At 63.6% G+C, this 13,854-nt stretch carries 14 protein-coding genes; 7 read left to right on the forward strand and 7 right to left on the reverse strand.

Going from position 1 to position 13,854, the window contains the following annotated elements; translation table 11 throughout:
* Nucleotides 1-177 (forward strand): ATP-binding protein (locus EYW49_RS22045; protein ID WP_165498370.1); only part of this gene is annotated, 177 nt, incomplete at its 5' end.
* A gap of 48 nt (nt 178-225) precedes the next feature.
* Here the strand turns inward: EYW49_RS22045 and EYW49_RS22050 are convergent.
* From EYW49_RS22050 to EYW49_RS22060, 3 genes are all read right to left on the reverse strand, one after another.
* On the reverse strand, nt 226-1,794 hold the full coding sequence (locus EYW49_RS22050) for a hypothetical protein (RefSeq protein ID WP_131311803.1): 1,569 nt from the start codon (nt 1,792-1,794) through the stop codon (nt 226-228).
* 2,491 nt (nt 1,795-4,285) lie between these two features.
* Complete coding sequence (locus EYW49_RS22055; protein WP_131311804.1) at nt 4,286-4,654, reverse strand: hypothetical protein; 369 nt, start codon at nt 4,652-4,654, stop codon at nt 4,286-4,288.
* A gap of 1,314 nt (nt 4,655-5,968) precedes the next feature.
* Nucleotides 5,969-6,697, reverse strand: a complete 729-nt coding sequence (locus EYW49_RS22060) for a hypothetical protein (protein WP_131311806.1) — start codon at nt 6,695-6,697, stop codon at nt 5,969-5,971.
* 383 nt (nt 6,698-7,080) lie between these two features.
* On the opposite strand from EYW49_RS22060, the gene EYW49_RS23165 reads away from it, so the two are divergent.
* Nucleotides 7,081-7,236 carry a hypothetical protein gene (locus tag EYW49_RS23165; protein ID WP_165498371.1) on the forward strand — a complete coding sequence of 52 codons (156 nt, stop codon included), beginning with the start codon at nt 7,081-7,083 and terminating at the stop codon, nt 7,234-7,236.
* Nucleotides 7,237-7,588: 352 nt separating this feature from the next.
* Nucleotides 7,589-7,954: a VanZ family protein gene (locus EYW49_RS22065; RefSeq protein WP_165498372.1), complete on the forward strand. Its 366-nt coding sequence runs from the start codon at nt 7,589-7,591 to the stop codon at nt 7,952-7,954.
* Between the two features lie 96 nt (nt 7,955-8,050).
* Here the strand turns inward: EYW49_RS22065 and EYW49_RS22070 are convergent, their stop codons facing one another.
* Nucleotides 8,051-8,311: a hypothetical protein gene (locus EYW49_RS22070; protein ID WP_131311810.1), complete on the reverse strand. Its 261-nt coding sequence runs from the start codon at nt 8,309-8,311 to the stop codon at nt 8,051-8,053.
* 345 nt (nt 8,312-8,656) lie between these two features.
* On the opposite strand from EYW49_RS22070, the gene EYW49_RS22075 reads away from it, so the two are divergent.
* Nucleotides 8,657-8,938, forward strand: a complete 282-nt coding sequence (locus EYW49_RS22075; protein ID WP_131311812.1) for a hypothetical protein — start codon at nt 8,657-8,659, stop codon at nt 8,936-8,938.
* Between the two features lie 236 nt (nt 8,939-9,174).
* Here EYW49_RS22075 and EYW49_RS22080 read toward each other — a convergent pair whose 3' ends face one another.
* Nucleotides 9,175-9,360, reverse strand: coding sequence for a hypothetical protein (locus tag EYW49_RS22080; protein WP_131311815.1), 186 nt, complete (start codon nt 9,358-9,360; stop codon nt 9,175-9,177).
* A 48-nt stretch (nt 9,361-9,408) separates the two neighbouring features.
* Nucleotides 9,409-9,795: a hypothetical protein gene (locus EYW49_RS22085; protein ID WP_131311817.1), complete on the reverse strand. Its 387-nt coding sequence runs from the start codon at nt 9,793-9,795 to the stop codon at nt 9,409-9,411.
* A 261-nt stretch (nt 9,796-10,056) separates the two neighbouring features.
* Between EYW49_RS22085 and EYW49_RS22090 the strand changes: the two genes are divergently transcribed.
* From EYW49_RS22090 to EYW49_RS22100, 3 genes are all read left to right on the forward strand, one after another.
* A complete protein-coding gene (locus EYW49_RS22090) occupies nt 10,057-10,422 on the forward strand; it encodes a VanZ family protein (protein ID WP_131311819.1) in 366 nt (121 codons plus the stop codon).
* A gap of 719 nt (nt 10,423-11,141) precedes the next feature.
* On the forward strand, nt 11,142-11,573 hold the full coding sequence (locus tag EYW49_RS22095) for a hypothetical protein (RefSeq protein WP_131311821.1): 432 nt from the start codon (nt 11,142-11,144) through the stop codon (nt 11,571-11,573).
* A gap of 159 nt (nt 11,574-11,732) precedes the next feature.
* Entirely contained in the window at nt 11,733-12,347 is a 615-nt protein-coding gene (locus tag EYW49_RS22100; protein ID WP_165498373.1) for a transglutaminase-like cysteine peptidase, read from the forward strand.
* 193 nt (nt 12,348-12,540) lie between these two features.
* Here EYW49_RS22100 and EYW49_RS22105 read toward each other — a convergent pair.
* A partial coding sequence (locus EYW49_RS22105; protein ID WP_131311825.1) for a phosphomannomutase/phosphoglucomutase occupies nt 12,541-13,854 on the reverse strand: 1,314 nt, incomplete at its 5' end.

Genomic DNA, 13,854 nt, shown 5'->3' on the forward strand with positions numbered 1-13,854 from the left:
TTCAGTGAATGGGCGACCGTCTTCGGCGATGCCAAGATGACGACCGCGTTGCTCGACCGGCTCACCCACCACTGCCACATCCTGGAGACAGGGAACGACAGCTTCCGCTTCAAGAACAGTTCGGCGAAAACGGCCAAACCAACCAGGGAGAAGACGAGGAACTTGACCGCCAACTGACCAACCGACCATCATCAAGGCGGGTCAGTTCTCAGTGGAAAGCCTGGGTCAGTTCTCCGCGGAAATCAACAACAAGGCGACATGAAGCCGGTCGACGGTGGCGGTGTCGAGGCGTTCGTGCTCCTCCCGATACGAGAGCTTGTGAGCGAAGAAGGCGCGCCACAAGGGCGTCACGGCGATGTGGGCGAGCGACAGCCCGTCGCCATCGATCCGGAGGGAAGGATCGATGCGGTCGGATACGACGAAGGCCCCGAACCGCCGCAAGAGATTTCGATAGGTGGCGATGGTGGCAGGCCTCAACGCCTCATGCTCACGGTTCTTGTCGATCGGCCGATCATCCCGCAGGTATTCGAGGTAGGCCTCGACTTCCCGACCGAAGGATTCCGGAGGCTCACCCATTCGAGCGCTCTCGCGGAGTTTCTGGCGGCGACGACCCCGCGCGAAATGCCGATCGTGATCCGCGGCGAGCGTTTCGATCGCGGCGGTCAGGTGCGCGTCTTCTCCGGCGGGGCCTCGCCCGGGGATCAGGGGAATCCGCGATGCGAGGCGCGAACGCATACGCATCTTGTCGGCGCCGTGGAACCGCGACGGGAAGTCTGCTTCGTAGAGCCGCGCGGTTCCGTGCCGCCGCCGACGAATGCGTGCCAAGAGACCATCGGGTTCGCGTCCGGCGAGGCGGCAGATCTCGCGCAACACGGCCTCGTTCCGGCGGTCCGGAACACGTTCGTCGTGCATCCAGCGCCGCAACGCCGTCGCCTTCACGCCGGCCAGTTGCGCAACCCGGTGGAACGGAAGGCCGGTGCCGTAGACGATCTGGGTCAGAGCCTCGGAGAAACTCGCCGCCAACCCGTCATTGACGCCACTTTCGGCCGACGCCCAGCGTCGGGCTTCGAAGGTTTCGAGGGTCGCGATCGCCTGCTCGACGACCGGGCGATCGTCGACCCCGGCCCGCAGCTCACCGGCGTCGGCGTCGGCGAGGAGGCAGCGCAGTGCCTCCAGAGCCGATGCACCCCCGCCGTCGGCGCGATGGACGAGCCGCGTGAAGAGCGCTTCGACCCGCCGCACCATGGCTGCGGCCGGCCGGCCCGCCTTCCCGGCGTCCTGCATCACTTGGCGGGCGACGATCCCGCGAGCTTCGAAGAGGGCAACGGGTTCGAACGCGGACCGGCTGCCGACGACACTCACGATCTCGGCGAGGCCGAGACGTTCCAACCGGCCGTCGATCACCCGCCGAAGCTCACTGTCGACGGAAGCGATGGAATCGCGGGCCACACCTGCCTCCTTTGCCGCGATTTCGACCGACAGGCGGTTCGGCCACTGCGCATCGGCGGGAAGCGCGAGGCCGGACCGGTCGAGAAAATCGAGATAGGCGAACACCCGCTCGCGATTGTCGGCGGATGCCTCGCGCGTATCGGAGATGCGGCCCTCACGCAGGATCCGCGGTCGATGATCCAGTTCGGTTCGAAGCGTTGCGCCGGAGAAGACCTGAAACTGCACTCCGGCCCGCCATTGCCATTTCCCACCCACCCCATCAGTGGGAGAGATCTGCACTCGTCCGAGAGCATTCCGATCGGCTTGCACCGCGTAACTGTTCGAATTCTGATTCTTGCACGTCATGACCAAAGCTCCTCGAGTTCGACCCGTCAAGATCGTGAAAGCAACTTATGCCTTTTCTTCTTTGAGTCTACTTATATTGTGCTTTGGCAAGAAAAGAACAATTATATACTTACTGTAAAGCTAATCGTACCGCGAAGATTTTATATTGCTGTTCGGCGGTCGCCGAAGGCGTTCGAACCGCGCCAGCGATCATCGGCGTGCGCGCCCAGACGAGGGGTTTGCACGCCGCAAGCCATTGTCTCAATGAATATTTTCGGCCTCCCACCAGCGGCTTCGAGATCTGCCTTCGACCCGGTTCGAAGCATTCTGCGCGCATCGGCGTCGAGCGCGGCCGAAGCCGATCGCGGCCCGCACCGTCTCGGCCATTCGATGGCGGCCATGCCTACTCTCGGGTCGACTTCGGCTTCTTCTCGCCGACGACTTCGATCCGAATCGAGCGGTGCGCAACTCGATTTGCGGGCGCCTTACCGCCGCGCCGAGATGAAGGCACCGTCTCGAGGCAAGCGCCGGCGCGACGTTCCGGTCCTCACCATGCCGGTCTTCGTGGCCGCGCCTTCGGCTCACCCCACCCTTACAACCGGGGGCTCGGCGCGGTCCGCGACACCGGGGGGTGGCAGCAGTCGGCGCGAAACCCGCAATGCTCACCCGGGTCGGCGCGCGCGGAGGTGCCGATGGCGACGCGGCGCGACGGTCACGGTTGCGCCCCGCTCCGGTCCCTATCGCGAGAATTGCCGCGCCGAGGGATCCGCCCACCGGCGCGGCGAGCGCGTCCGGCGAGACACCCGCCTCGGAAGTCGAGAACACGATCGACAGTCGATTCGACCTTCGGGAATCGGCGAGATTTCCGCGATCACGGCTCTCGAGACAGCGGCGGAAGCGGAGTAGATTCTCGCGAAAGGTCTCGGCCTGCCGTCGCGGGTCGGGTCGGAGCCCATCGCCTCCGAAGCCGCCCGCACGCGGATCCGGGCCGAGCTGCCCCGTGTCCTCGCGGGATCCCAAGGTCTCGTCCGCCATGTCCGCGCCTCCACTTTCTCGACGTCGTGCGAAGCGTGCCGAACCCGACCCGATATTTGTTTGTGAACTTCCAAGCAGATCGCCCCGCAGGCACACTCCGCAAACGCGGTAAACGACCGATGAGCCATTTCGAAATCACTCGACGCGAATTCCCCTCGAGCGAACGGCTCCTCGCGCACGAGTCCTGACGAGCGCTTCATGGTGGAGCACGGCCGAGCCCCGGATTCGTCTTCTGACTCGCCAATTCATGCCGTCGAATCAGGCCTTCGGTCTGTCGCACCCGATCGAGCCGGTGTGGTGGAGCCTGTTGCAACGAGGCTCCCTCGGCTCGATCAGCGAGGCCTCATTGCGGCAGATGATACCTGCGGCCTCCGACGGAGAGAGGTCGGACACCGCACACGGTGCCGGAATCGGCGTATCCGAGCGCCGCCGGCGAAGCGACACCGGGCCTCCGGCTCCGCCGATGGCCGTGGCCGGCGGCCGGCCCCGCCGCGAACATCGGCGGTCGATCGGCCTCGATCGATCGGCGTTGCCGGAGACGAGTGAGGTCCGATCGGAGCAACTCCGATCTCAGCCCCATGAACTCTCGGCGATCGTGACCCCCGGTGCCGAGGATCGAACGGCGACCAGGTCGGCTGTGGAGCCGGGGCGTCTCTCGAGATTCGGCAAGGTCCGATCGCCGAACCCCACGTCGGCGGCCGTGCACGACGAAATTCCATCGTCGAGAGAAGACCCTGACCGCCACCGCGGGCGAGACGACCGACCTTCCGGACCGGACCGACGCGGGTTCGCGACGCGACGGGTGGCGCTGACGGGTACCGATGTCACGGCGCCGGGCGGTCCGTCGAGGCACTCGAAGGAAGCCCGTCTCGCGAGGGTCCATCGGGTGGCACGATCTGCCGATCGAAGCTCTTTCGGATACGGCATCGGCCCCGAAGTGCCGAACTCTCGGAACTACGGGGCCGATGATTCGAATGTCTGAAGAGGTGGCTGCGGGTCTCACGCCGCCCGCGGTGCCGGCCCGCGTCACGGAGATCGACGCGCCGCGACGAGGTCGACCCGACACGAGGTGATGGGCCCTCGAGACGAGACCCGAGGAATCCGACCTCCCGTCCGCGGGCGATGGAGAATGTCCAAGGGGGCGGCGCAGCTCCGGTCGCCGGCCGCGAAGTATTCCGGGGGTGCGGTCGGATCGGCGGCCCCACGGCACGGCCGCGGCGGCCTCTCGCCGGAACGGTCGGAGCGCATGAACGGCCCTGCGGAGCGTGGTCCGGGCATGAGCCGGCGATCGTCACCGGGGGCCGATCACCGGCGGCGGCCGGCCGATCGGCCTGTGTGCGCCCTGCCTTTCGGCAAGCCGCGGGGGGCCGGGCACGCGTTCGGCCCGGGCTCGGAATCGGCGCGGCGCCGGTCGGCGCCCCCTCGGGGGCGTCGACCGGCGCCGCGAACGCACGAGCGGCGAGAAACGACCGATCGATCAGACCCCGTCGTCTTCGTCTTCCAGATCGTCCGGGCCGGAGAGAAGCAGGGCGGCGAGAAAGGCGTCGCGCAGGCGCTGCATGTCGGGACGGAGTCCCAGCCGACGGGCGTGATCGAGCGCCGTATAGAGGAAGGCCGCCTGCAGCTCCAGCTCGATCCGAGCGTCGACGATCACGTCACATTCTGCACCGTCGTCGTCACCGTCTTCCTCCGATCCGACCGTGCCGTCGAGGCGAGCCGAATCGAATTCGACGTCCTCACCACCGTCTGCAACGATGTCGTCGACGGGAATGCTCTTGTTTCTTTCGTATCCCATATCCTTCACCTCCTGTTTCTTCGTCTGTTTGGAACACTGACGATGAGACAATGATGAATACGATTCGCCTGCGAGTCAACGATTCGTTTTGAAGGTCTTTTTGCGTTTGCAATTTCAGTCTTTCCGCTCGAATACGCTGGTTCCTCGAGACGCCCGTTTTGACAGTCTACCACGGCCGTCGACGAGATCTCGGTGCGACGACCTCGAACCTTCGCGCCCGGCGGCGAACCGATGCGCGCGACGAGGTCTCGCCCGACGGCCGGCGCGAGGGGGCTTCTTCGAAGCGATGAGATCGGGCCGCGACCGCCGGGGTGAGAGCGGGCCGCCCGACGGCCCGCGCCACACGGGCCGTCGTCGGCAGGTGTCGCTCGAACGGGTCCCCTGTCGAACCGAGGGGGACCCGTGCGGGTCACGGGTGATGGCGAACATTCCCGGGACGCGTCCCGGTGCCCGCGAGCGCGCGCGGGTGACTCTCGGGGGGGCCCGTGGGGATCCGCCGCCGCGGTAGACCCCGCGCGCCCCTGCCTCCGATCGACGCCCGGACCGGTGGGCCCGCGCCGAGGATCGGGGGCGACTGCGCGCGGCCCGGGGGCGCGGCCGGGCCGACGGGGGCGTTCACGGCTCGCCCGGTCGACCGTCCGACGTCGCGGGTGAAGGCGATCCCGACGGCACGGGGACACCGCTCCAGCGGCCGCCTCCGCCTCCATGATGTTCGGGTGACGGTCGAAACGGGACCCGGACAGATCGGTCGGCGAGATCGTGAGCGGGCGGTGGACGGGCTCCGGTCCTCGCGACCCGGTCGAGGACATCGGCCGGGTCCTATCGACCGAGGACCACGAGCGCGACGACCTCGGGTCCCCGAAACGAGGCCTCGTCCCGCGCTCGGCGGCTCGAACCGCACGATGATGGGGTGACCTCCGTCCGGCTGACGTGAGCTCGGTCCCGCGAGGGTCACCCTCCTCGGGATGGTCCCGACACACGAGCGACCGGAGCCATCGGGGACGGAGACGCCTTCGAGGGAGTGGCGGCGGGTGGCCCTTCGGCCCGAGGCCGAGCAGGAAGACCGAGGTCGACCCGTCGGAACGCGAAGAGCCGGCGCATGCGCCGGCCCCCGTCCACCATCTCTTTGATTTCAGCGGGGAATCACCCTTCCTCGTAATACTTGACGAGGTCGGCTACTATACTGTCGAAGGGATGGCGGTCATGGCCCTTCCGCCTCTCCTTCTTCCCTCGTCCACGGCCCGGCTCCGCCGGGCCGTGGACGAGGGAAGAAACGACGCCCTCCTACCCGCCCTCCCGAGGTGAAGTTTCCGAATGAACCGTGGATCTCACACTTGCGGTGAGGCCGCATTCACCCGTAACCCGTCATTTCGCGTCCGCAACGCCATCACGACAGCTGGCACCGGCACGACGGCGACTACGGTACCAAAGGAGACCGAGACCGACGAGAGCCGGCAATCCAGCCCCAGCGATCGGGCCGGGAACAGTCACGGGTCCGGTTACGATGACCGTTCGCGTCGAGCTAACGAGGGGCACCACCGTTGTCGTTGGCGTAAAAGTCGGAGCCGTGAAAATCGGTACGGACGACGAGGACGGTGTGATGGACCCCGACGTCGTTCCGCCGCCACGGTTGCCACCGGTCGCGGTCGAAGCCGCGCCGCCGATCCCTGTTCCACCACTGAAGCCGCCGGCTGCGGCGCCGTCACCGGTCGCAGCGGTCTGAATGGAGGCGTCGGCGGTATTGGGCACGGGTACGGCGGCCAGTTGGCAATAGACGCCGCCCCCGGTTCGACTGAGGCAGAGATCGAGCAGCGCCGAGTTCAGAGTCTGGAGCCGCGAACCGGCCCCGAGCTTGGCCGCCGCCACCACATTGCGGGGATTTGCGCCCGTCGCTCCGAGACCGGAAATCGTACCGACGAGACTCTGCCGCAGCGCCTCGCCATCCTGACGACCGACGTTGTCGAGGATGGCGGAAACCGCGGCCTTCTCGGCGTCGGTCAAGACCGTGGCGCCGGCGGTCTGGGCACGCGCGGCGCCGGTCGCGATCACGGCCAGCACCGCGGATCCCAAAACCAGTGACATCACATTACGCATCGTTGACCACCTTCCGCGGATCGAAGCGAACACATCCGTATTCAAGAGAGATCATATTAGCGGCATTTTCGTGGAGAGTCCGCAATTTCCTGCAATCTCCTTAACGTTGCAATGACCGCGTTCGTTCCGACCCACGAAGCGGGGTTCCGGATCGCCTCCAGCCCTTCCCGCCCTTCGCTAACCTCCTGTTATGCGACGCATGGGTAAGGTGCCGACAGACCCTCGAGAGGACGAGCGCGATGCCTCAGATTTGGCTGACCTACGACGAACTCGCAGACTTCACGGGTGTGGCGACCGACGGCGGCCGGTCCTACGCCTTCGACAGACACCTCGATCGGCGTCGGTGCAGCGATGGCTGCACGCGTGTCAAGTTGCCCTTCGACATGATCGACGACTACCTCGTCCATGCGCTGGTTGGACGGAACCTCGAATACGAGGCACCGACGCGTTCTTCGTCGACACACCGGGCCGCGTCGCCGTTCGATCGGCTCGCCGACGGCATGGTCGACCGTCTGCGCCGAATGGCCGCTTCGGGTTGACGACGCACTCGTCAACCGACCGAGGCCGAGCACCGGCGCCTTGCCATGTCGCGTTCGGGCCGACCCACGCGCGGCGTTCGTGTCCAGTGGACTCACGGCCCGACGGCGGCCTCCCTGCGGCAACACGCGTCGCCGAGGCCCTCGGAATCGGTGGCGTGACTCCAGGGGGATCTCTCGGACGCCGGGATCGTAGATCGCCTCGGATATCCCCGAGGATTCGTCTGCAGAGCCACATCGGATCTACCGTCCGAGCCCACTGCTCGACGGGGGGTACGGCAATTTTGCCACATTCACGGGCGTAGCTCGGGGTGTCGGCTGCCCCGACCGAATGTCCCATGCTCAGGAGAATGCCTTGATCGACCGCATGGACCTACGAGCTTCGGCGCGTGTCGCCGGCGTCGGATGCGTCATCGCGATCGTCGTGTTTTCGCTGTTGCCGGGGCATCAACGTCCCGACATTCTGCACAATGGCAACCTGGAACATTTTGCGGCCTATGCCGGAACAGCGTTCTTGTTGGTGTTCGGCTTCACCCGCCGGTTTGCATGGGCGCACATTTCTGCATTGTCTGCGGCGTCGGCGCTGTTCGAAATCCTTCAAATATGGATACCCGGGAGGCACGCCGGCGTCGACAACTGGCTCGCGAGCAGCGCCGGCGCAGTCGTCGGGGCAGTCTTGGCTTTCCATATGTCGCGATATGCGTCTCGCAAATCGGGCTGACGAACGCGCACACGCCGAGTGTACACCGCAATGCGCCCGTCGTCGGCGTCGTCCGAGACGACACCGATAAGCCCCGCAAGCCGCAGGTTTTCGGGATCAGAAGGCTACCGCCAAACCCGCACCCAAAAGGGCACCGCCGACCAACAACAAGTTGACCGGCCATTCGTTATTGCGATGATAGTTGTCATGGAAGCCGATCGCCGATGCGAATGCGAGAAGCGCCAAGAATGCAACTACCAAAACCCTGAGTATGAGAAGAAAAACATCCGGGAAAAATCCGATTACCAGAATCCATAAGGCTACGCAGGAAATTACGATCGACATGAACAGAATATCGATTTTAACATCGCTATTCATCTGAAACTCTCACGCACTGTCGACCGCGGCAATCTGATCATCTGCCAATAGAGATACTCCTCCGATCTGCGGGCGGTCAATGTGGCGCATCGGCCAAAGTTTCAATTCTAAAGAGTGGGTTAACACCCGCGCGAAATCCTCTCTTGCGACCGCCGTGAAACTGCGTATCGGCGGGGGCCTCGCCTTCGGCCCCTCGAACTCGTTCTCGGCAGCCAACTCGAAGATCTTTGTCCGGTGACGACCCCGGGAGTGGTGTAGGAGCGGTCGCCGCATGGCGGCCATCGTCGATGCTGGCGTCGGGTTCGGTTACGACACCGAACCCGACGAGGAAGGCAGCGATGACCGATGACCGATGACCGGATGGCGCCGATCGAGTTGATCGCCGATCAACGGCTTCATCGGAGGGTTCCGTCGCAAGAAGCCGAAGGGCGCCCGACACCGGAGCGAAACCGGCGAACCGACAAAGCCGAGTCGGAGTTCTTCAGTCGCGTCGAGAATGTCTTCGGCGCTCGGAAGACGAGAATCGACCTCATCGTGCGGACGATCGATATCGCGCGAACGACGACCGAAATTCCTCTCTACAACATCCGCAGATTGCTCTTCATCCGGCGCAGGGCCGCCGCCTGAGAAAGGGGAGAAGCAGCCGTCGGGTGGGTACTCGACCTCCACCTCGCCCCGGACCGAACTGCCGTTCCCTCTGGTCCCGCCGCTGCAACAAGCCGAAATCAACCGATCCCGATGCTCGCCGACCCGTGAACAGAACCGTCCAGCTTCGAGCCTGCAAATGGAAGCGGCCGTCGACACGAGGTCGCCGGCCGCAATCTGCGCGGGCTCCACTCGAAGCCTGAATTCTGCGCTCAAACTCACGCCGCGGAGCGACGGCGACGCCATGCCGCGAAGCCGGCCAAACCGAGCACCACCGGAAGGCCGGCGCCGGCTATCGGCCCAGGCACGGCGGTCACCGAGACGTTCGCCAGCAACATGTCGGCGCTGAACGTTTTCGCCGACGTGTCCGAGAACTTCAGATTGGTCGACGTCGAATCCGCCACAAAGATTAAAGTCTGCGTGTGGAAGATGTTGGTCAGATTTGTCTGCAGTCACGAACCGTAGACGGATACGGACGACGAGACCGCCCCGATCGCATAGCTCAGCGTCTGATCATTGGTCGATCCAAACCCGGCATAGTCGAACGACAGTTTGTAGGTCAAACCCTTGACAGTCGACAGGGTTTGCCAGATCGACCCACCGGCGAGGTCTCCCGCACCAAATGCGAGATAGCTGCCCACTCCACTGCTTCCGCTGGCGCCGGCGTGAGCGATGTAGTCGGTGTCGGTCGATATATTGACTTGGTTGGTAGCGTTCCACCCGCTACTGAGACTGCTGGTGAAATCACCATTGGCGACCAGATTGCTCGCCGATGATGCGCCGGCCGATAGAGCCACGACCAAGCCCGAGATGACGGCCGTTGTTGCGACAGACCTCATGATTGCTACTCCTTACCCTACGCAATGCCGCGTTGATTATTTTACTCGGTCGCCCATGGGCGGCAAGCAGATTCGCTTACGTAGTAAATCGGAGTGGTACATGTTTGATTTCTTTAGTCGATTTCCGACGGTATATTTCTTGTTCTGCACGCCTATCGAAGTATACGTATATTTACGTAGCATGAATGCCGACGTATCCAACTCGGAAAATCGCTGGAACCAATTTGGCTCGGATTAATGTCGTGAAATCAGGAGGGCGCCTTGATCTCACTGACCGAACTGAGACGTTGGGCGCGCGTAGCCGGACTCGGATGCCTTTCGGCAATCGGCGTATTTTCGTCGGTGCCAAGTCTCGTACATCAAAATCTAGCCCTGAACGGCTCCTTGGAGCTTTTTGTTGCCTATACCGTAACAACTTTCTTCCTGATATTTGGCTTTACACGCAGATTTGCATGGGCGTACATCACCGCCCTGTCCGCGGCGTCTTTTTTATTTGAATTTCTCCAGATCTGGATCCCCGGAAGCCACCCCTGCATCGACGGCTGGCTCTCGAGTAGTGCCGGCGCTGTCGCAGGAGCGATCCTTGCGCTCTATGTGTCGAGGTATCTCGCTCGCAAATTGGTCTGACGAACGCGGGCGCTCGTCAGGGCTTTGTCGACGCTCTCCAGGCGCGGAGAGTTGCAGTCAACCCCGCGCTGACAGGCAGTCCCGCCGACTCGTTGATCAATCCGTTCAAATTGCTCGTCTCGACCGGCTCGAAAAGCCGCTCTCGCCGACGCTCGATCTACCGGGCTTCGATGTGATGGCATTTCGCCGTGCCGATCACCCACCCGAGGCCTCGCCTGTTTCGACGAGCGCTCGCTTCTGATCCCGCACTCGGCGCCGGGGCAGGATGCGAGACTCCCGCTGCTCCATCCCCGATCACGCATTCTGCACCCGGCATCTGTGCCGGATCAGAGTGCCGGAACGTTCGTCGGAATGCCCCTGCCGAGCAAGTCGGCTGTCGACGGACGGATACGTCGATCGGCTCGCGCGCAATGCCAGCGATCGACTTGCCGAGCGGCCGGTCGAACACCGCAACGGCTCCGGTCGCGAAGTCCGACTCGGTAACGGGCGTGCCCGTCGCTTCCGGCCCGTCAGACGCGGTCGAGGGGCCGCGAGACGCTGAAACCCTCGAAGGCAAGGGAATTGGACAGGGCATGGCCCACCTCGGTCGGACACGCCCCGCAGGGGATCGGCTCGAAGCCGATTTCCGGATCCAGTAGAGACAGCTCAGGGTCGGCGGCAGCAGGCCCCGCTCGACCGTCCCGAGCGTCACCTCCGCTTAGAGGGCACCGCAGGCATCCATGGCGAGGGGCAGCGGATCCTTCGTCTCGCCGCCGAACGCCCGGCTCGGCGCCGAGGCTCTGCTCCCGGCGATCACCAGCGTTCTCGCGGTCGCCTGTACCCGTTTTCGTGCCCTCTTCGTCGCGCCGGCCGGTGCCGTCACCCTCCTGCTCGGCGGTCTGGTCGCCGTGCGAACCTGCGGCCTGCGTCCCGAGGCGCTCGTCACGCCCTTCGGCATCGGCGGTCTGATCGCCGGGATCATCTTCCTATGTCTCGGCTCGATCGCGGCGGCCGTCCGGGGCTTTCACGATCGCCTCATGGTGCCTCGGATGAAACGCGCCCGAGCACTATCGGTGCGTCCCTTCGACGCGCACCAGGGCGCGGACGAGCCGCGCCCCGGGGGAGGGCCGAAGGTACATGACTCCGCGCCACTGATCTCGTACATAAGCTGATGTGATCGAATCTGGCGACTTTGCCCCGGCAGCAGTGAAGATCGGCGAGTGCGGACGGCAGACGTATTCCATCGGCAGACATCGGCACGTCATCTCGATATGATGTGTTGCCGTCGAATTTTCGGGACTCCGTATCGAATGAGGCAATGGAGGAATTTTGTGAAGGTTTTAATTTGTCAGATATTGGTGCTCTTCAGCCTCTACTTTTTCTCCCAGACTGAGAGCAGTTGGAGCGCCTCTTTTGCTGAGTTGACTGAGCAAGCCCCCCCCCGGCGCAATCGCGGTCTCATCGATCGAGGTTTTATATCTGCCTATGATGGCTTTTATAACTTTTGCGCTCAGTATAGCGATCAATGCGAATCTGACGGTAAGGACAACTTAGTAAAGCTAGGCGCAAGTAGGTGGGATGAACTTATCGCTGTAAACAACATCATCAACAATCGGATAGTTCCCGATTGGGACAAAAAGGATTATGATCACTGGTCTCTGGAAGCCACGAGCGGTCACTGCAATGAATACGCAATTCAGAAGCGCATGGAGTTGATTCGGCGGGGATGGCCGGTTCGCTCCTTGTCGTTGACCGTCGTTCACTCGCGTTTCAATGTCGATAGCTTGTTCCATCTCGTTTTGACGGTAAGAACTGATCGAGGCGATTTCATCCTCGACAATCTCAATCCCGAGGTGTCACCGATCACAGCCACCGATTACCATTGGATCATGCGTCAGTCGAATGTACATCCACGGCTCTGGGTGCAGATATCCACACAGAAATAACCTAAGCTGCCCATTCGAGAAAAGACCCGTGTTTTACATTTTCTCAAAGCGAGACTCTATACAATCAGGTATTCTGCTTCTCTCCGATCAACATTGACGTTTCCATCAAATCGGCGTCCACACTGGATGCATGAGCGAATTTTGTTCCCGAACTGTCTTTCGGATCGACTCCGCATTCTTATGGATTTACCACTCAGATGGTCTGGTTGTAGGCGCCGACTTCCGGGTTCTCGCGCAGCACGGCGTCCATGGCGTGGAACATGGCGCGATAGCGGGCTTCCGACACCGGGCTCTCGATCACCACCACCAGCTCCGGCTTGTTCGACGAGGCGCGGATCAGGCCCCAGGTGCCGTCGGCGGTGGTCACCCGAATGCCGTTGACGGTGTTGACCTCGACGATCGCGTGGCCGTCGAGCGGCTCGCCCGATTCCTTCATGGCCAGCAGCCGGGCGATCACCTTGTCGACCACGCCGTATTTCACCTCGTCGCCGCAGTGGGGCGACATGGTCGGCGACGACCAGGTCTTGGGCAGGGCCTGGCGGAGGTCGGACATCTTCTTTCCGGGATTGCGGGCGAGCATGTCGATCACCGCGATCGCCGAGACGAAGCCGTCGTCGTAGCCGCGGCCGATCGGCGCGTTGAAGAAATAGTGGCCGGACTTCTCGAAACCGGCCAGCGCCCCGAGCTCGTGGACCCGGCGCTTGATGTAGCTGTGGCCGGTCTTCCAATAATCGGTGGTGACCCCGAGGCTCTGCAGCACCGGATCGGAGTGGTAGAGCCCGGTCGACTTGACGTCGACGACGAAGGTCGGCTTGTCGTGGACGCGGGCGAGGTCGCGGGCGAGCATGACGCCGACCTTGTCGGCGAAGATCTCCTCGCCGAGGTCGTCGATGACGCCGCAGCGGTCGCCGTCGCCGTCGAAGCCCAGGCCGACGTCGGCGCCGGTCTTCAGCACCTCGTCACGGATGGCGTGGAGCATCGCCAGATCTTCCGGATTGGGATTGTAGCGCGGGAAGGTCCAGTCGAGGGTGGTGTCGAGCGGCACCACGTCGACGCCGATCGCCGCCAGGATGCGCTCGGCGAAGGCGCCGGCGGTGCCGTTGCCGCAGGCCGCGACCACCTTCAGGGGACGGTCGAGCTTCGGCCGGGTGGTCAGGTCGGCGACATAGCGGTCGGGGAAGTTCGCGTGGAAGACGTAAGAGCCGCCGCCGGAGAGATCGAAGCGGCCGGACAGCACGATCTCCTTCAGGCGCGTCATYTCTTCGGGGCCGAAGGTCAGCGGCCGATCGCAGCCCATCTTGACGCCGGTCCAACCGTTCTCGTTGTGCGAGGCGGTGACCATGGCGACCGCGGGCACGTCGAGTTCGAACTGGGCGAAATAGGCCATCGGGGTGATGGCGAGGCCGATGTCGTGCACCTTGCAGCCCGCGGCCATCAGGCCGGTGACCAGTGCCAGCTTGATCGACGCCGAATAGCTGCGGAAATCGTGGCCGACGGCGATCTCGCG

Source organism: Siculibacillus lacustris (genome assembly GCF_004328075.1).
Lineage (GTDB): Bacteria > Pseudomonadota > Alphaproteobacteria > Rhizobiales > Ancalomicrobiaceae > Siculibacillus > Siculibacillus lacustris.